This window comes from Synergistaceae bacterium, assembly GCA_017450125.1.
Taxonomy (GTDB): domain Bacteria; phylum Synergistota; class Synergistia; order Synergistales; family Aminobacteriaceae; genus JAFUXM01.
The window spans coordinates 85304-101187 of the sequence record JAFSWZ010000039.1 but is presented as its reverse complement, the minus strand read 5'-3'; the positions used below and the strand labels follow the sequence as shown (position 1 = coordinate 101187).

The following is a 15884-nucleotide window of genomic DNA, read 5'->3' as shown; positions in this document are numbered from 1 at the left end:
TTGTAGAATGCAGGCAAATTCATCATAAGGAAGTGTATTGCAATGAAGTTCAGCGTGAAGATGTTATCAGCTCTTGTGCTGGTGATGGTGTTGTGCGGTTGTGCATCGGCTGCTCTTCCTTCTGTAACTATGCTTTCGACGAAGACATGTCCGGCGTGTTCACAGATGGAGAAGGTCATGAAGCAGATAGACGCGAAATATCAGGGTAAAGTCTCGACGGCGCACATATTCCTCGAGGACAACCCCGACATTGCACGGAAGTACAATGTACGTTACGTGCCTACTCTGCTGTTCCGTGATGCCTCAGGCAAAGTAGTTGCGCAGGAAGTCGGCTACAAGAGTCTTGATGCAGTAGTCGCGGTGTTCAGGAAGGCCGGAATAAGGCTGTAGAGGAGGAGTTGTTGTACATGAGATTCAAGCTGTTATGTGCGGTTATAGTTGCGGTGTCGTTGTGTTCGTGCTCAGCGGCGGCGGATTTCGCGAACGGTCCTGCTGACTCTATCACGATGCCTCCGGGCAACAGAGTTTCACAGACACTGCTTGCGGGGGACAAGCTCGTAACCTTCCGTTCGTGGCTGGACATCCCCTACGTCAAGAACCCTGTTGAGCCCGAGTACCAGAGGCTGAATATCTACGTACCTGAGGAGTATTTTCACGGTGAGACCATCAACGGCTACACGGCCAAGACTGCGCCCATTCTGATGCCGAACGGAGTCGGCGGCTACCTGCCGGGCAAGCAGTTCATCCCAGCAAACGACACGCGGCACGGAACACCGAACGTTGCACTGTACGCACTCTCGAAGGGGTACGTTGTGATTTCTCCTGCGATTCGCGGACGCACTCTCGAGAACGGCAAAGCTCCCGCGTTAATCGTGGACTACAAGGCGGCAGTTCGCTGGGTACGCCATAACAAGGACAGGCTTCCTGCGGGCGACACGGAGAAGATTATCTCCGACGGACTGAGCGCGGGCGGAGCACTCTCTTCACTTCTCGGAGCAACCGGCAACGCAAAAGAGTACGAGCCCTACCTTCAGGCTATAGGTGCAGAGGAAGAACGCGACGATATTTTTGCGTCAGTCGTGTACTGCCCTATCACTAACCTCGAGAATGCTGACATGGCCTATGAATGGATATTCAACGGCGTGAACACCTACCACATGGGCCCGGCGCGCGAGATGGACGACAACATGAAGGCGGCCTCCGACGCGCTGAAGGCAGCTTTCCCCGCGTACCTCAACAGCCTTGAACTCGAGGGTTACGAGCTCGACGATGACGGCGACGGGTCGTTCAAGGAGTACATTGAGGGGCTGTACATTGCGGCGGCACAGAAGGCACTTGACGCAGGAGAGAACGTTCTCGGGCTCGAGTGGCTGGAGGTTGACGAGGATGAAGGCAAGGTTACCGGCGTTGACCTCGAGGAGTATGCGGAGTGGGCAACGAGAATGAAGGCCGCTCCTGCGTTCGACTCGCTGAACATGAAGAGCTTTGAGAACAACGAGTTTGCGGACGCACATTTCACTGCTTATGCTTTCGAGCATTCGACGGCGGAGAAGCCTGCGATGGCTGACGCAGATAAGATATACGTCATGAACCCGATGAACTTCATCGGCAAAGAGGGAGTCAGCACAGCAAAGTACTGGCGCATTCGGCACGGCGTTAAGGACAGGGACACTTCGCTGGCTATTCCGGCGATCCTTGCACTGAAGCTGAAGCAGGCGGGGTATGATGCTGATGTTGCGGCGGTGTGGAATGTTCCTCACGACGGGAATTACGACCTGCCGGAGCTGTTCGAGTGGCTGGACGGCATCTGCAAGAAGTAAGTTAGCTGAGAAGACGTAAGCCGGGATTCTGTGAGGGAGTCCCGGCTTTGTTGTGGGTTAGCGTGCCTCTATCGCGCACATCGCACACCCGCACGCCGCCTCTTCCGTGAACGCAGGAATCTCTACCTTCATCCCGAACATCTCGCCCGCAAGCCTCTGCATCAAGGGATTCTTCCGCATTCCGTTGCCAGAGCCTACAAGAACACTCGCCTTCCTGCCCGTCAAGCGCGTCATGACCTCGTACATTCCGTGAAGTTCGCCGAGAATCCCGCGAAGCACCCCCACTGTCAGCGACCCGACGCAGAAGTTCTCCTCGCTTATCCCGCGAATGCTCCCGCGCTTTTCCGGGTCTGACCTCGTTCCCATAAACGTAGTCTCAACCTCCCACGCTGTACCTCCGCCCTTCAGGAACTCTTCAGCCTTCTCCGCCATCAGCCCCCAGCACTCGCGCCCCGCCAGTTCCCGGCAAAACTTCTCCAGAATCGCGTAGGCTCTCCCTCCGCACAAAGCCGCTCCCGCCAGCACAAAGCCTTCACCGTAAGGCCGCAGCTCAACGTCCCCCGAAACATCGACGTATTCCCGCGATACAAACGACACCTGCGAGCCCGTCCCGACGTTCACGAGCAGCGAAGCCGCCTCGTCCTTCAGCGAGCCTTTCACCGCCGCCTGATTGTCGCCCATCGAACACACTACCGGCACTCCTGAAGCTGTTTCGCCAACAACAGCATAGCCTTTCAGCACGCGCGGAAGGTACGAGACATCTGCTCCGGCCTCAACTAGTCTGTCCGTCATGAACTCCCTGCGCCGGAGGTCAAAGCATCCCAGACTTGCCGCCATGTCGGAGGAGAGTACGGGCTCAGTGTTGCCGCACAAGGTCATTGCTATGTAGTCGCTTATTGTCGTGAACTTCACCGCCTCTGCCGGAATTTTGCCCGCGCGCTGAAGGTGAAGGTGAGTTGCCGTACCGTAACCCGACGAGACTTTCAGGCCGTGTCCGCGCAAAAGAGGAAGGCAGTCATCCCCGCAAGCGTCCTGCCACGTCCACAGCGGAGAAACTGCTTCACCCCTCGCGTTCACGTACAGTATGCCGTGCATCTGACCGGTGAAGCCTATCGCCGACGGCTGGCCAAGTTCACGCGTAAGGCCGTCAACTGCTTCGAGGACGAGGGACTTGATGCGCTCGGGGTTCTGGATTCTGCCGGGCAAAGGAAGAAAAGCGTTGTGGTTGATGGTTATGCTCTTGAGGAGTTCGCGGGCTTCACTGACGGCGGCTATGCTGATTGACGTTGTGCCTGTGTCTATTCCGAGATAGTAATTCATGCTGGTACACCTCACAATAAAATGTTGTATAATCCTAGCACCCATTTTTTTATTCACAATTCTATATCGTTGCAGGAGGTATTCTCTTATGAAGAAACTCTTTGTGTTGTTCCTCGCAGTACTCCTCGTTGTCGCATCGTTCAGCGTCGCAGGTGCTCAGGGCAGAAAGTTCGGCGCAACCTACATGACCATGAACAATCCGTTCTTCGGTGTCATGAACGACGCAATCAAGGCAGCAGTCGAAGCCAACGGCGATACCCTCATCACGCTTGACCCCGCGCTCGACGCAGTGAAGCAGATCAGCCAGATCGAGGACATGGTCGCTCAGGGCGTGGACGCAATCTTCCTCAACCCCGTAGACTGGCAGGCAGTCGCTCCCGGACTTCTTGCGGCTCACGAAGCGGGCATCCCCATCGTCAACGTTGACGCACCCGTCTACGATGAAGAGTACGTAGCCTGCATAGTCGCAAGCGACAACCTCGCGGCAGGGCTCGTCTGCGGAGAAGATATGCTCAAGCGTCTTCCGAAGGGCGGCAAGGCAGTCATTCTCGGCCATCCCACCACGAAGTCAGGCGTTGACAGAATCGCGAACTTCAAGAAGATCATCGAGGAGCACCCGGAGTTCACGATTGCTCAGGAAGACAGCAGCGAAGGCCAGCTCGAGATAGCGATGCCCAAGATGGAGAACATCATTCAGGCAATCCCCGACATGGCAGTCGTTATGTGCGTGAATGACCCGACAGCACTCGGCGTAATCCAGGCACTCCGCGCGGCGAACGCTCTTGAGGGCGTGCTCATCTACGGCGTTGACGGTTCGCCCGACGCGAAGAAGATGATCAAGGACGGCATGATGACCGGCACAGCGGCGCAGTCCCCCATCAACATCGGCAAGATCGGCGTAGAGATGGCGTACAAGATTCTCGCTGGCGAGAAGGTCGAGAAGCACGTACCCGTACCCGTAACGCTCATCACGGCAGAGAACGTTGACGAGTTCGGCGTTGACGGCTGGCAGTAGAATCTGACACACAGAGGCAGGATGCTTAACGGCTCTTGCCTCTTATTTATGTATGGAGGTGAAAATCTTTCATGGCAGAAGACAAGATACTGCTTGAAATGAAGCATATCCACAAGAAGTTTCCCGGCGTTTACGCGCTGAAGGACGTAAATTTTGAGCTGAGAGCCGGAGAAGTTCACGCACTGTTAGGCGAAAACGGAGCGGGCAAGTCAACCCTCATCAAGTGCTTGGCCGGAATATACATCCCCGAAGAAGGAGAAGTCATCGTCAAGGGCGAGTCCCACATCATGCGTAGCGTTGCGGACTCACAGGCTCACGGCATCAGCGTAATCCATCAGGAACTGTGCCTTGTGCCGTACCTGTCGATAGCGGAGAACATGTTTCTTGGCCGGGAGCGCAACGTCGGCGGCATCATCAAGCGCGGGCAGGAGAACGAGGAAGCTAGGAAGCTGCTTACCCGTCTAGGACTGGACTTTGACCCGAACACGCTCATCAAGGACTTGAGCATTGCACAGCAGCAGATGGTCGAGATCGCAAAGGCACTCTCCGTCGACGCGGACATCCTCGTGATGGACGAGCCCACAGCCTCACTCACCGACAAGGAGACAGAAGTACTCTTCGAGACGATGAGGCAGCTTAAGGCTGAGGGCATCGGCATAATCTACATCTCCCACAGAATGAGCGAGCTATTCGCCATCACGGACAGGGTTACGATTATGCGCGACGGCCAGTACGTCGGGACGGTCAACACCCGCGAGACCACCAACGACCAGCTTATAGCGATGATGGTCGGACGTGAGCTCACACAGCTGTACTTCAAGGACGCAGTTACGCCCGGCAAAGTTGTGCTTGAGGTCAAAGACCTTGTGAGCCCTCCTTTCGTGAACGGCGTATCCTTCGCGGTGCGTGAAGGCGAGATTGTCGGAATGTCCGGCCTCGTCGGTGCAGGCAGAAGCGAGACCTCACACTGCATCTTCGGGATTGACCCGAATTATACGGGACAAATCCTGATTGAGGGACAACCCGTGCACATCCGCTCGGTCAGGGACGCAATGAACAACGGAATAGCTCTCGTCCCCGAGAACCGCAAGGAAGAAGGCTTAGTGCTCATCAACTCCGTCGGGTACAACCTGACATTGACGATACTTCACGAGCTCTACAAGGGGCATCCGCTGGGCAACCCATCGCGCGAGGTAGAGGAGATTGCACGGCACATTCAGGAGCTCGCGATAAAGACACCGACACCCGACCAGCTCGCGGAGAACCTCAGCGGCGGAAACCAGCAGAAGATAGTCATTGCGAAGTGGCTGGCGACAAAACCGAAGCTCCTCATCCTTGACGAACCCACAAGAGGCGTTGACGTTGGCGCGAGGGCGGAGATTTACGGCTTCATGAACGAACTGGCCAAGCAGGGAGTAGCAATCCTGATGATAAGTTCAGACCTGCCGGAAGTAATCAACATGAGCGACAGGGTATTAGTCATGCACGAAGGAAGAGTTACGGCGAATCTCGGCAAGAACGAGCTGAGCCAGGAATTAATCATGCGTTACGCAACAGGAAACGGAGGAACTAGCAATGCCGCTTGAGAATAAAATTAAGGCACAGAACGGGGTAGTGCGCTACCTTAAGGACAACATGGGAACGCTGATAGGGTTACTGATAATGTGCGTAATCCTGTCATTCACGACAAACGGGGTATTCTATTCACAGCGCAACCTCGTGAACGTTCTGCGTCAGGTTTCGTCGAATGCGTGCCTTGCGTTCGGAATGACCTTCGCGATAATCACCGGCGGAATTGACCTTTCAGTCGGCTCAATCCTCGCAATCTCGGGAACTCTGAGCGCGGGTCTCATCGTCAAGAGCGGCTTCAGCGTTCCGGGCGCAGTCGCCACGTCAATCATCATCGGTACGGCTCTAGGTCTGTTCAACGGCTTCGTGATCGCGAAGACAACAATACCTCCCTTCATCGTAACTTTGGCGATGATGCAGATGGCCAGAGGTGCTGCGTACATCTACAGCAACGGCCAGCCCATCCGCGCAATGATTCCTGAGTACCAGATCATAGGGACGGGCTATCTCGGGCCGATACCGTACCCCGTAATCTACATGGCAGTGTTCCTGATAATCTGCGTGATTCTGCTCAGCAAGACGAGATTCGGGCGGCACGTCTACGCAGTCGGCGGCAACGACAAGGCGGCTATCTTCTCCGGCGTTAATGTTGCCCGCACGAAGATGCTGGTCTACACGATGAGCGGATTCCTTGCGGCGTTCACGGGAGTAGTTCTGTGCGCGCGCATGGCATCCGGTCAGCCCACAGCAGGACAGGCCTTCGAGATGGACGCGATTGCGGCAACGGTTCTGGGCGGAACGTCAATGTCCGGCGGTGTCGGCAAAATCGGCTCAACCTTCATCGGCGTACTCATCATCGGAGTCCTGAACAACGGCTTGAACCTTCTGGGGCTTAATTCATTCTGGCAGCAGATAGCGAAAGGCGTAGTTATCCTTCTCGCAGTGTATGTTGACATGCTGAAGAAGCAGAGGAAGTAATTAAGTGTAAACGGAAGCCCCCTCCGAATGTGTGAGGGGGTTTTTTGTGCAGTTATTCTCCGGCCATCATCAGCGCAAAAACTTTCGCGTTGTTCATGAGGTAATCTATGTCCGTGTACTCGTCGGGCTGGTGCGCAACTCCCCCGCTCTCCTGAGACCACACCACCGCAGGGATGCCCTTCCGCCTGAAGAACGCCGCGAACGTTCCTCCGCCGACTCCGCCTGTCTTGGGCTCAACGTTCAACACCTCACGAACGCACTTAACGAGCAGCCTGCACACCTCAGCATCAGGGCTAGTTACCGGCGCGGATTCTGCTATGTCGGGCTCAAGCGCAATCTTCGCCCCTGTAATTGCTTCGACGCGAGCACACGTCTTCTTGACGACATCAATCACATCATCAAGCGGCACAGATGGTAACACCCTGCAGTCGAACTCGAAGCGTTCACGTCCCGGCACGATGTTCACCGCAGGAACGTTGGCGGCTCTGCGCGTGGGCTCGAACGTCGAGAACGGCGGGTCAAACGTATCGTCCTTCTGCGTGAAGTTCTTGTGCAGTGCTTCATCAATCTCATACGCCAGCATGTTTGCGACACGGCAGGCGTTCAGCCCTCTGTGCGGAAGTGAGGCGTGTACCTGCTTGCCTGTAACCGTGAATGCCAGCCTAAGCATCGCCTTCTCCGCAATCTCGACGAAATCCCCCGCGTCATTCCCTGAATCAGGGACAACCACCAAATCATCACTCCTGAAGAGGTCTCCGCGCTCTAGCAGAGGTTCAAGCCCGTAATGGCTTCCCATCTCCTCGTCCGCAACAAACGCGAGAAGTATCGTGTATTCAGGTTCACCCCCAGCATCAAGCAGTGCCTTCAACGCATAGAGCGAACTCACTAAGCACGTTCCGTTGTCGCTGACTCCGCGCCCGTAGAGCCTCTCTCCTCTGACTTCCGGCGCAAAGGGATCAAGCGTCCACGCGCTGCGGTCTCCTTCCGGCACAACGTCGATGTGTGAGAGAATGCACAGTCTCTGCTTCTTCCTGCCGGGATACTCGAGGAGCAAGGAGGGGCGGTTTCCTGTTGGCGAGACTTCGTCGTCGACGCGCTCTATCTTCAGCGTTGCTCCCTTAAGGCCGAATGACTCGATTATCTTCTTGAGCTCCTGCAGCTTTGCTTCCTCGCCCGTGCCTCCGTTGTGCGGAGAAATCGCAGGGAATGTGCAGAGGTGAGAAAGTGTATCAACCATTGAGCCGCGAAGGAACTCCGCTTTCTGCAAAATCTTTGTACGCAATTAATTCACTGCCTCTCATTGGAATTGGTGTATTATTATCTCAAACTTTCACAAGGAGGTACACGGATGAATAAGCATTCTGTTGCGCTGATACTCCCTTACTACGGCAAGTTCCCGAACTATTTCCCGCTGTGGCTCAAGAGTGCGGGAGCTAACCCGTCGTTCACGTTCATGATCTTCACGGATATCGACATGTCAGGCTATAACATTCCTGCCAATGTTCAGGTTCACGCAATGACCCTCGAGGAGATAAGGAAGCGCGCGGCCAAGTACCTAGACTTTGAGCCGGTGCTGAACACTCCCTACAAGCTGTGCGACTACAGGCCTATGTACGGTCTTATCTTTGAGGACTATCTTGAAGGCTTCGACTTCTGGGGCTTCTGCGACTGCGACCTTGTCTGGGGAGACATGAGCAAATTCATCACTGATGACCTGCTCGACAGGTACAGCAGGTTATATCGGAACGGACACCTTCAGCTCCTCCGCAACACTGAGGACGTAAAACACTTTGCACTCCACAAGTTGCCGGGCTGGAACATCTCCTACAGGGACATATACAGAGTGCAGAGATATATAGGCCTCGATGAGTTTGCTCTGTCTGAAAACCTGTTCAGTACTTTTATGCACGGGTGGGGGGGCATTACTACGTACGGAACTACGCAGATATACACCCTATCACAAAAGAGTTCAGAGCTTTTGGCAATACTGAGGAGGTAATTCCCGCCTTCGTCTGGAGGAACGGAAAGATATACTCAATCCCCGCTGACGTAGACTCCGAAACAAGCCGCGAGTACCTTTACCTTCACATGCAGAAGAGGCTCATGAACTTCACGACCGGCATCGAGGACGAGAACAGCTTCATGATTATCCCCAACGCATTTATACAAGACCGTCCGCTCACTCAGGAAGATATAGCTTCGTTCATGTTCCCTGATCATGAATATGAGCAGGCAATGACAGCAAAATGCGGCGCAATATTCTGCAGGCTGAGCTATCGCGTCAATAACGGCATAAAGTCTCTGGTAAAACGCTGCCTCAGCAATGACCCTGATAAGATACTCAGGCTTAAGATGCGCTTTAACAGGCTCTTAAGGCGCAAACTCCCAACCAAATGGCTGTAAGTGTGCTGTATAATTGATGCACATATTCCCACAACGGAGGTTAAGACATGAGCACTGTATATGATTATTCCGTCTTCACGCCCAAAGGCGAAGAGGTCAAGCTCTCTGCCTTCAAGGGCAAAGTTCTGGTCATCGTCAACACAGCGACGGGCTGCGGCTTCACTCCCCAGTACGAGCCCCTCGAAAAAATGTACGAGGCTTATCACGACAGAGGCCTCGAGATCATTGATATCCCCTGCAACCAGTTCGGCGGGCAGGCACCCGGCTCTGATGACGAGATTCACGAGTTCTGCACCCTCAACTACGACACGCAGTTTGAGCAGTTCAAGAAGTCCAACGTGAACGGCCCGGATGAACTCCCTCTGTATACGTTCCTGAAGGCTCAGAAGGGCTTTGCTGGATTTGGCGAAGGACACAAGCTGGCGGCTGTACTTGATGACATGCTCGGCAAAGCTGACCCTGATTACGCGAAGAAGCCCGACATCAAGTGGAACTTCACTAAGTTCGTCGTTGACCGCGCAGGGAATGTTGTTGCGCGTTTCGAGCCTACTGCTGACATGAAGGCAGTAGAAGATTTCGTTGTGTCCCTGCTGTAGGAGGCGTGAACAATGGCAGTAAACGTTGTCGAGAATGATGATCTTTCTGCGGTAGAGGCAGCTCCCGTTGCTCTGCTGGATGTGTGGGCGACTTGGTGCGGGCCGTGCAAGATGATTGCGCCGGTCGTCGAGGCACTGTCTGAGGAGTTCGCGGACAAGGCGGCGTTCTTCAAGGCTGACGCTGACGAGAACAAAGGTATCGTGAAGAAGCTCCGTGTGATGAGCATCCCGAACATCGTGCTGTTCAAGGACGGCAAGGTAGCGGCTCGTCATGTGGGCTTCCAGACTGCGGACGAACTGCGCGAGTGGTTCACGTCGAACCTGTAATCTCACCAACTAAAACCCTCTCCTGAACAACGGGGAGGGTAAATTTTCCCTGAAAGGACAATACACATGATACGCAACACAAAGATTTTTCGTATGCTCGTGGTCTTGCTGCTGAGCTTCACGCTGGCGTTCTCGCTTGAGGCAGCACCGAGAGTTTACGTCGAGAAGGACGGCACATACACCTCGAAGGAGTACGTAGCCGCGTACATCAACAAGTTCGGGCATCTGCCGAGCAACTACATCACGAAGGAGCAGGCACGAAGGCTGGGCTGGGTGAGCTCACAGGGCAACCTCAACAAGGTAGCTCCGGGCAAGAGCATCGGCGGAGACAGGTTCGGGAACTACGAGCAGCTTCTTCCGACGAAAAAAGGTCGGCAGTACTACGAGTGCGACATAGATTACCGGGGCGGGCGGCGCAACGCGAAACGTATAATCTTCTCCAACGACGGGCTGATCTACTACACCGAAGACCACTACAACACGTTCGAGCTTCTTTACGGAAAGGGGAAATGACGATGAGGGTTGAGCTTGATGCCCTGAGGCTTCAGACGAAGGACGAAGCACACGAGTACTTGCGCGGGGCTCTGAATTTCCCGGAGTATTACGGCGGGAATCTCGACGCTCTTCATGACTGCTTAACGGAACTTGATGATGTACAGGTTGAGTTCGTGAACACGGAGAAAGTCAGCGGAAGTTACTTCGCCAGAGTGATGGAGGTCTTCAGGGACAGTGCGGAGGAGAATCCGGGCTTGAAGGTCTTGGCCTGAGTTCAGCAGGACAGAATGACCCTCTCCGGCACAACTGGGGAGGGCATAATTTTTACCGCCTCAACAGAGACTGTCCGACTCTCTTCACAGACCGCTTCGCCCTCTGCAGGAACGAGAACACCCTTGCGCTGCTCCTCTGCCTGAGGCTGCTCTTGAGGCCTTCTTTCAGCGTGATGGGATGCTTGAACATGTACTCCTGCACCTCCAGAACATCACAGAAGAATCTGTACTGCTCGGGCGAATAATACCGCTCGATTATCCTCCTGATGTCAGCCAGATCCCTGTCCAGAACATTGATGTTCCACGGGATTACCAGAGCTTCGAACAGGTTGCCGATGTGCCTGTCCATGACCTCAGAGACCTTGAACGCTCCGATGTTGGCGAACTTCCTGTCTTCTGCCTCAGGGCGCGGCGTAATCTTCGCTTCAGACACCACACTAGCGAACAAGTAGCGGCACGCAAGCGCGTAACGTGCCTCAGGACGCGTGAACAAGCTGATGTCATGAAGGACAGTCCACGAGTCCCGCTTCATGAACGGCAGGATACACAAGAAGTTCAGCGTCTCCCACGGGTGAGTGTGAACAGTGTCAAGCATGAGCAGGTCAATGTCTCCGCCGATCTCTTCGATGAAGCGCGAGACATCCCCTCCCCTGAAGACGTGCCATTTGTCCATGAGCTGCGGGAACTTTTCTTCGACAAGGAAGCCTGAAGGTTTGCCGGGATACCTGTACGATTTCTCCAGATAGTCGACGGAGTACAGTTCTGTTCCGTCAAGGTCAGATATTGCGTTGAGGATTATTGCGGTGCCTCCGCCGTTGGCCACTCCGACCTCGAGAATTTTTTTGGGCTTGAGGGCGCGTATTATGCCGTTGAGAAAGTAGCGTTCAGTTCTGCTCATCTCGGAGTACGGAGCAACAATGTCGTAGATGGGGTCAAGTCTTTCGCGCTCGAAATCTTCGAAGGGTTTATCGGGTAAAATTACAGGTGGCTTGTGGCTTGTGGCTTGTGGCTTGTATTATAGCCTCGTCAGTCAATTTTGTCTACCTCATTTCTTGGGAATTGTCCGCTATTATAGCACTGTCCTTCAGGAACTTCACTACAAATTCCCGCAGAGCATCTACTCCCTCGCGGCTCTCCGACGACGTAATCACCGGCACGTCGTACGAGTACAGCCCGTCCCTCACGTAGCCTTCACGCGTACTCTTCCACTTTCCGCGCGCAATCTTGTCCGCCTTCGTGAACACCACAAAGATACTCTTCCCTGCACTCCTCACCCACTCCTGAAGTTCGCGGTCGTTCTTCATGAGCCCGTGCCGGAAGTCCACAAGGTGCATCACCAGTCTCAATGCTTCCCTGCTCCGAACATACGCGGTTATGAGCCTCTGCCAGTCGTTGCGTTCGTCCGCGCTTCGTGCCGCGTAGCCGTAGCCCGGAAGGTCAACCAGCCTGAAGCTCACGCCTTCGGACGTGTCGACGCGGTAGAAGTTTATGCTCCGTGTCTTGCCGGGAGTCTTGCCGGTCTTGGCCAGCTTAACGTTCAGCAGAGCGTTGATGAGCGAGGACTTGCCGACGTTCGAGCGGCCAGCTATGGCGATTTCGGGCAGCTCTTCGGGTATAAGCTGGTCAGGCCTGAAGCACGTTGCCTCAAGCCTGACGTTCTTGAACTGTATGCTAGTCATGCAACAGCTGTTCCAGTGATGAGATACTTCCCTCTACAGCTTCGGGAGTGATGATTAACTTTTTGCCCTTCTTGTCGGTGTCGGGAAGCGACGGAAGCTCGTACTCTATATCGAGCATGAGGTTCTCCATTATCGAGCGGAGGCCTCTTGCGCCGGTCTTGCGGGCTACTGCCAGTTCAGCAATCTTGTCGAGCGCGTCAGGCGTGAACTCCAGCGTAACCCCGTCCATCGCTAACATGTGGCTGTACTGTTTCACCAGCGCGTTCTTGGGCTCCTGCAGAATACGGATGAACGCTTCCTTGTCGAGTTCCTCGAGCGCAACCAGCACGGGAATACGCCCGACAAGCTCGGGGATAAAGCCGTAAGTTACGAGGTCTTCAGGCTGTACCTTCCGCAGAATCTCATAGCTCCCCGACTTCTTGGCCAGCTCTCCGCCGAAACCCAGCGACTTCTGCAGTTCTCTTCTCGCTACGATGGGTTCAAGGCCGTCGAATGCCCCCCCGCAGATAAACAAGATGTTCTCTGTGTTGATCTGTATGAACTCTTGGTGAGGGTGCTTCCTGCCGCCTTTCGGGGGAATGTTCGAGATTGTGCCCTCGAGAATCTTCAGCAAGGCCTGCTGTACTCCCTCGCCGCTGACATCGCGCGTGATTGACGTTGACTCTGACTTGCGCGAAATCTTGTCTATCTCGTCAAGGTAGATTATTCCGCGTTCCGCCGCCTTAAGGTCGTAATCCGCCGCCTGCAGTAATCTTACAAGTATATTCTCTACGTCCTCGCCGACGTACCCCGCCTCAGTGAGCGTCGTAGCATCAGCAATCGCAAAAGGTACGTTCAGCTTCCGTGCGAGCGTCTGGGCTATGAGCGTCTTACCTGAACCAGTCGGGCCAAGAAGCAGAACGTTGCTCTTCTGCAGTTCAACATCAGCATTCTTCTGCTCGAGGTTGTTGCGTATTCTCTGGTAATGGTTGTACACAGCAACAGAGACGACTTTCTTCGCCCGCGACTGCCCGACTACGTACTGATCCAGATAACTGCTAAGCTCTCTGGGCTTTATCGCGGTTACTGAAGTCCTGCCCTTCTTCGGTGCTGCTGGAGCTTCCTCCTCAAGGTCGAACGGTGTAAGCATCTTCGGGATTGGAGTCTGTTCCTGCGGTTTCTTGCCGAGCATCATGATGCTGCACAGGGCTATGCACTGGTCGCAGATCCTCACGTTCCCGCCCGGCCCGTCGAACATGTCATCAACCATCGCGCGGGTCTTTCCGCAGAAAGAACACCTGTCATCCTCCGGCTTCTTTGTCTTGTTGTCGGGCATCGTTACCTTGCCTCTATAATCTTGTCGATAAGGCCGTACTTCATGGCTTCTTCCGCCGTCATGTAGTTGTCCCTGTCGGTGTCGCGCGCAACAGTCTCGTAGTCCTGCCCCGTGTGTTTGGCGAGTATGCGGTTCAAACGCTCCTTGACCTTGATGATGTTCTTGGCCTGTATCTCGATGTCGCTTGCCTGCCCCCGTGCTCCGCCTAAGGGCTGGTGAATCATAATCTCAGCGTTCGGCAGGGATAAGCGTTTGCCCTTCGCACCTCCGGCGAGAAGTACAGCCCCCATGCTCGCGGCCAAGCCCACGCAGATTGTGGAGACCTGCGGCTTGATGTACTGCATCGTGTCGTAGATCGCCATTCCTGCGGTTACGCTCCCGCCGGGACTGTTGACGTACAGGCTGATGTCCTTGTCGGGGTCTTCGCTCTCGAGGAAGAGAAGCTGTGCGACGACGGAATTAGCTACGTCGTCAGATATTTCTGTGCCCAGAAAGATTATTCTGTCCTTCAGAAGGCGGCTGTAGATGTCGTAACTGCGTTCGCCCCTGCCGGTCTGCTCGATTACGTAAGGAATGTAGTACGGCATTAATTGTTCTCCTGAGCTTCGGGCTGAGGCTGGGACAGCTCCGCTACTTCCTTAACCGTCATGTGTGCGATGATTGCATCAGCGATTTTCCCCCAGCGCAGTTCGTCTACGAGGCGGTCTAACTGCGTGCGGTTCTCGTAGAAGAATTTTGCCACGAATGCCTTGCTGACGTTGAGCTGGTCTGCCCTGCGCTGGAACTCTGCATCGAGATCTGCCTGTTCAAGGTGAACGTCGTACTTCTTGGCCACAGCGTCCATCACGAGGACGTTCTTCACGGCGGCTTCCGCTCTGTCGCGCAGCAGCTTCTCGTAGCCTGTCCTGCCCTCTTCCGTGTCGAGCGCGTATGCCTCTGTCAGGCTGATGTTGTTGCTGCGCGCCCACTCCTCGTCGTCGCGGCGCATTCCCTGTGCCTGACGCTCTATGAGGCTGTCGGGAACTTCAACAGCTGAAGCGTTCACTACCATTTCTACGGCGCGGTTCTGCAGGTCTGTCCTGCTCGTCTCCGCAACTTCCTTCTCAAGGTCTGTCCTCAGACGCGCACGGAAGGCTTCATTGTCCTTGATGTCCGTATCTTCGCCAAAAACCTTCTTGTAGAACTCCTCGTTTATCTCGGGAAGAATGTACTCCGAGACCGTCTCTACCTTCATCCTGTAGCTTACGTGCTTTCCGGCTAATGTTCTGTCAGCGTGTCCGGGCTCAACGTCGAAGCTCGCCGTAACCTCATCACCGCGCGACTTGCCGATGAGTGCTTCACGCACCTGAACGCGTATAGTCTCGTCCGCCAGGTTAATCTTCTCGTGCGAAACGCCGGGCTTGGGCTGTTCGGCTTCTTCGCTTCCGTCGTCGTTGAGGGTAACTATCGACAGATCGATGTCCACCAGGTCGCCGTCCTGTATCGGCCTGTCAGTCTCCTTGATGTCCGCAAGCTGAACCTGTATCCTCTTCGCCAGCTTGTCGACGGCCTCATCGTTGACCTCGCTAATCGGCTTCTCTATCTCCATGCCGTCAATGTCCGGCAGAGTTACTTCCGGGCGGACCTCAAATACCAGCTCGCCTGTTACGGGCTTGCCTTCCTCTATCTTCGCGTCGAGCTTAAGTTCCGGCTGTTCGAGAAGGTCAAGGTCGTAATCTTCAACGGCCTGCTTGATCTGGTCGGGAATAATCTTGTCGAGTGCTTCATTGTAGATTGACTCGCGGCCGTAACGGAGCTCGAGGACGCTGCGCTTTACGTGCCCTTTGCGGAAACCCGGAATGTTTACCTGCTGTGAAAGTTCGGAAAGTGTTTTGTTGAGGGCTCTGGTAAATTCGCTGGCTTCGATCTCGATCTTGATGCGGACAATATTTTTTTCCTGCCCCAGCAATTCGGTTCTCATGTTAGATTCAGGACTCCTTCTTTGCCCTGAACTGTCAACAGGGCATAATAATTGATTGTTGTAAGAGATTGGGAAATTCTATCACAAATCAAAGGGGGTGTAAAAAACGCTCCCTCCTCTCAATTATGCTACACA

Annotated in this window: 18 protein-coding genes; 11 read left to right on the top strand and 7 right to left on the bottom strand. The window is 54.6% G+C overall.

Features of this window, described 5'->3' with window-relative positions; genetic code table 11:
• The first annotated feature begins 42 nt into the window (after positions 1-42).
• A complete protein-coding gene (locus tag IJT02_09335; GenBank protein ID MBQ7545128.1) occupies positions 43-390 on the top strand; it encodes a thioredoxin family protein in 348 nt (115 codons plus the stop codon).
• 17 nt (positions 391-407) lie between these two features.
• Positions 408-1820 (top strand): hypothetical protein, encoded by a 1413-nt coding sequence (locus IJT02_09330; protein ID MBQ7545127.1) that lies wholly within the window; start codon positions 408-410, stop codon positions 1818-1820.
• 57 nt (positions 1821-1877) lie between these two features.
• Here the strand turns inward: IJT02_09330 and IJT02_09325 are convergent, their stop codons facing one another.
• Entirely contained in the window at positions 1878-3140 is a 1263-nt protein-coding gene (locus tag IJT02_09325) for a hypothetical protein (GenBank protein ID MBQ7545126.1), read from the bottom strand.
• A gap of 88 nt (positions 3141-3228) precedes the next feature.
• On the opposite strand from IJT02_09325, the gene IJT02_09320 reads away from it, so the two are divergent.
• The 3 genes from IJT02_09320 (at position 3229) to IJT02_09310 (ending at position 6702) form a co-directional block, all read left to right on the top strand.
• Positions 3229-4155 carry a sugar ABC transporter substrate-binding protein gene (locus IJT02_09320; protein MBQ7545125.1) on the top strand — a complete coding sequence of 309 codons (927 nt, stop codon included), beginning with the start codon at positions 3229-3231 and terminating at the stop codon, positions 4153-4155.
• 71 nt (positions 4156-4226) lie between these two features.
• A complete protein-coding gene (locus IJT02_09315) occupies positions 4227-5741 on the top strand; it encodes a sugar ABC transporter ATP-binding protein (protein MBQ7545124.1) in 1515 nt (504 codons plus the stop codon).
• A complete protein-coding gene (locus IJT02_09310; protein ID MBQ7545123.1) occupies positions 5731-6702 on the top strand; it encodes an ABC transporter permease in 972 nt (323 codons plus the stop codon). Before IJT02_09315 ends, IJT02_09310 begins: the two co-directional genes overlap by 11 nt.
• A gap of 52 nt (positions 6703-6754) precedes the next feature.
• On the opposite strand, the gene IJT02_09305 is transcribed toward IJT02_09310, so the two are convergent.
• Positions 6755-7984: a M20 family metallo-hydrolase gene (locus IJT02_09305; GenBank protein ID MBQ7545122.1), complete on the bottom strand. Its 1230-nt coding sequence runs from the start codon at positions 7982-7984 to the stop codon at positions 6755-6757.
• A gap of 66 nt (positions 7985-8050) precedes the next feature.
• On the opposite strand from IJT02_09305, the gene IJT02_09300 reads away from it, so the two are divergent.
• The 6 genes from IJT02_09300 to IJT02_09275 all read left to right on the top strand — a co-directional run bounded on the left by IJT02_09300 (position 8051) and on the right by IJT02_09275 (position 10795).
• Positions 8051-8701 carry a hypothetical protein gene (locus tag IJT02_09300; protein MBQ7545121.1) on the top strand — a complete coding sequence of 217 codons (651 nt, stop codon included), beginning with the start codon at positions 8051-8053 and terminating at the stop codon, positions 8699-8701.
• A gap of 89 nt (positions 8702-8790) precedes the next feature.
• Positions 8791-9105: a hypothetical protein gene (locus IJT02_09295; protein ID MBQ7545120.1), complete on the top strand. Its 315-nt coding sequence runs from the start codon at positions 8791-8793 to the stop codon at positions 9103-9105.
• A 47-nt stretch (positions 9106-9152) separates the two neighbouring features.
• Entirely contained in the window at positions 9153-9701 is a 549-nt protein-coding gene (locus tag IJT02_09290) for a glutathione peroxidase (protein ID MBQ7545119.1), read from the top strand.
• Positions 9702-9713: 12 nt separating this feature from the next.
• Positions 9714-10028: a thioredoxin gene (trxA, locus tag IJT02_09285; GenBank protein MBQ7545118.1), complete on the top strand. Its 315-nt coding sequence runs from the start codon at positions 9714-9716 to the stop codon at positions 10026-10028.
• A gap of 66 nt (positions 10029-10094) precedes the next feature.
• The gene (locus IJT02_09280; protein MBQ7545117.1) at positions 10095-10541 is read left to right on the top strand and encodes a hypothetical protein; all 447 of its coding nucleotides are present in this window, start codon (positions 10095-10097) and stop codon (positions 10539-10541) included.
• The gene (locus tag IJT02_09275; GenBank protein ID MBQ7545116.1) at positions 10538-10795 is read left to right on the top strand and encodes a barstar family protein; all 258 of its coding nucleotides are present in this window, start codon (positions 10538-10540) and stop codon (positions 10793-10795) included. Before IJT02_09280 ends, IJT02_09275 begins: the two co-directional genes overlap by 4 nt.
• 52 nt (positions 10796-10847) lie before the next feature.
• Here IJT02_09275 and IJT02_09270 read toward each other — a convergent pair whose 3' ends face one another.
• The 5 genes from IJT02_09270 to tig all read right to left on the bottom strand — a co-directional run bounded on the left by IJT02_09270 (position 10848) and on the right by tig (position 15749).
• Positions 10848-11693: a class I SAM-dependent methyltransferase gene (locus IJT02_09270; GenBank protein MBQ7545115.1), complete on the bottom strand. Its 846-nt coding sequence runs from the start codon at positions 11691-11693 to the stop codon at positions 10848-10850.
• A gap of 142 nt (positions 11694-11835) precedes the next feature.
• Positions 11836-12474 (bottom strand): YihA family ribosome biogenesis GTP-binding protein, encoded by a 639-nt coding sequence (locus tag IJT02_09265; GenBank protein MBQ7545114.1) that lies wholly within the window; start codon positions 12472-12474, stop codon positions 11836-11838.
• A complete protein-coding gene (clpX, locus tag IJT02_09260) occupies positions 12467-13789 on the bottom strand; it encodes an ATP-dependent Clp protease ATP-binding subunit ClpX (GenBank protein ID MBQ7545113.1) in 1323 nt (440 codons plus the stop codon). Before clpX ends, IJT02_09265 begins: the two co-directional genes overlap by 8 nt.
• 2 nt (positions 13790-13791) lie before the next feature.
• Positions 13792-14376 (bottom strand): ATP-dependent Clp endopeptidase proteolytic subunit ClpP, encoded by a 585-nt coding sequence (clpP, locus tag IJT02_09255; protein MBQ7545112.1) that lies wholly within the window; start codon positions 14374-14376, stop codon positions 13792-13794.
• Positions 14376-15749 carry a trigger factor gene (gene tig, locus IJT02_09250; protein ID MBQ7545111.1) on the bottom strand — a complete coding sequence of 458 codons (1374 nt, stop codon included), beginning with the start codon at positions 15747-15749 and terminating at the stop codon, positions 14376-14378. The genes clpP and tig overlap by 1 nt, the downstream gene beginning before the upstream one ends.
• Between the last annotated feature and the right edge of the window lie 135 nt (positions 15750-15884).

Coding starts and splice junctions, on each gene's coding strand:
- IJT02_09280 (MBQ7545117.1), top strand. CDS start 10,095: ATGATACGCAACACAAAGATTTTTCGTATGCTCGTGGTCTTGCTGCTG.
- IJT02_09325 (MBQ7545126.1), bottom strand. CDS start 3,140: ATGAATTACTATCTCGGAATAGACACAGGCACAACGTCAATCAGCATA.
- tig (MBQ7545111.1), bottom strand. CDS start 15,749: ATGAGAACCGAATTGCTGGGGCAGGAAAAAAATATTGTCCGCATCAAG.
- IJT02_09295 (MBQ7545120.1), top strand. CDS start 8,791: ATGCAGAAGAGGCTCATGAACTTCACGACCGGCATCGAGGACGAGAAC.
- IJT02_09270 (MBQ7545115.1), bottom strand. CDS start 11,693: ATGAGCAGAACTGAACGCTACTTTCTCAACGGCATAATACGCGCCCTC.
- IJT02_09300 (MBQ7545121.1), top strand. CDS start 8,051: ATGAATAAGCATTCTGTTGCGCTGATACTCCCTTACTACGGCAAGTTC.
- IJT02_09275 (MBQ7545116.1), top strand. CDS start 10,538: ATGACGATGAGGGTTGAGCTTGATGCCCTGAGGCTTCAGACGAAGGAC.
- IJT02_09320 (MBQ7545125.1), top strand. CDS start 3,229: ATGAAGAAACTCTTTGTGTTGTTCCTCGCAGTACTCCTCGTTGTCGCA.
- clpP (MBQ7545112.1), bottom strand. CDS start 14,376: ATGCCGTACTACATTCCTTACGTAATCGAGCAGACCGGCAGGGGCGAA.
- IJT02_09315 (MBQ7545124.1), top strand. CDS start 4,227: ATGGCAGAAGACAAGATACTGCTTGAAATGAAGCATATCCACAAGAAG.
- IJT02_09330 (MBQ7545127.1), top strand. CDS start 408: ATGAGATTCAAGCTGTTATGTGCGGTTATAGTTGCGGTGTCGTTGTGT.
- clpX (MBQ7545113.1), bottom strand. CDS start 13,789: ATGCCCGACAACAAGACAAAGAAGCCGGAGGATGACAGGTGTTCTTTC.
- trxA (MBQ7545118.1), top strand. CDS start 9,714: ATGGCAGTAAACGTTGTCGAGAATGATGATCTTTCTGCGGTAGAGGCA.
- IJT02_09335 (MBQ7545128.1), top strand. CDS start 43: ATGAAGTTCAGCGTGAAGATGTTATCAGCTCTTGTGCTGGTGATGGTG.
- IJT02_09290 (MBQ7545119.1), top strand. CDS start 9,153: ATGAGCACTGTATATGATTATTCCGTCTTCACGCCCAAAGGCGAAGAG.
- IJT02_09310 (MBQ7545123.1), top strand. CDS start 5,731: ATGCCGCTTGAGAATAAAATTAAGGCACAGAACGGGGTAGTGCGCTAC.
- IJT02_09265 (MBQ7545114.1), bottom strand. CDS start 12,474: ATGACTAGCATACAGTTCAAGAACGTCAGGCTTGAGGCAACGTGCTTC.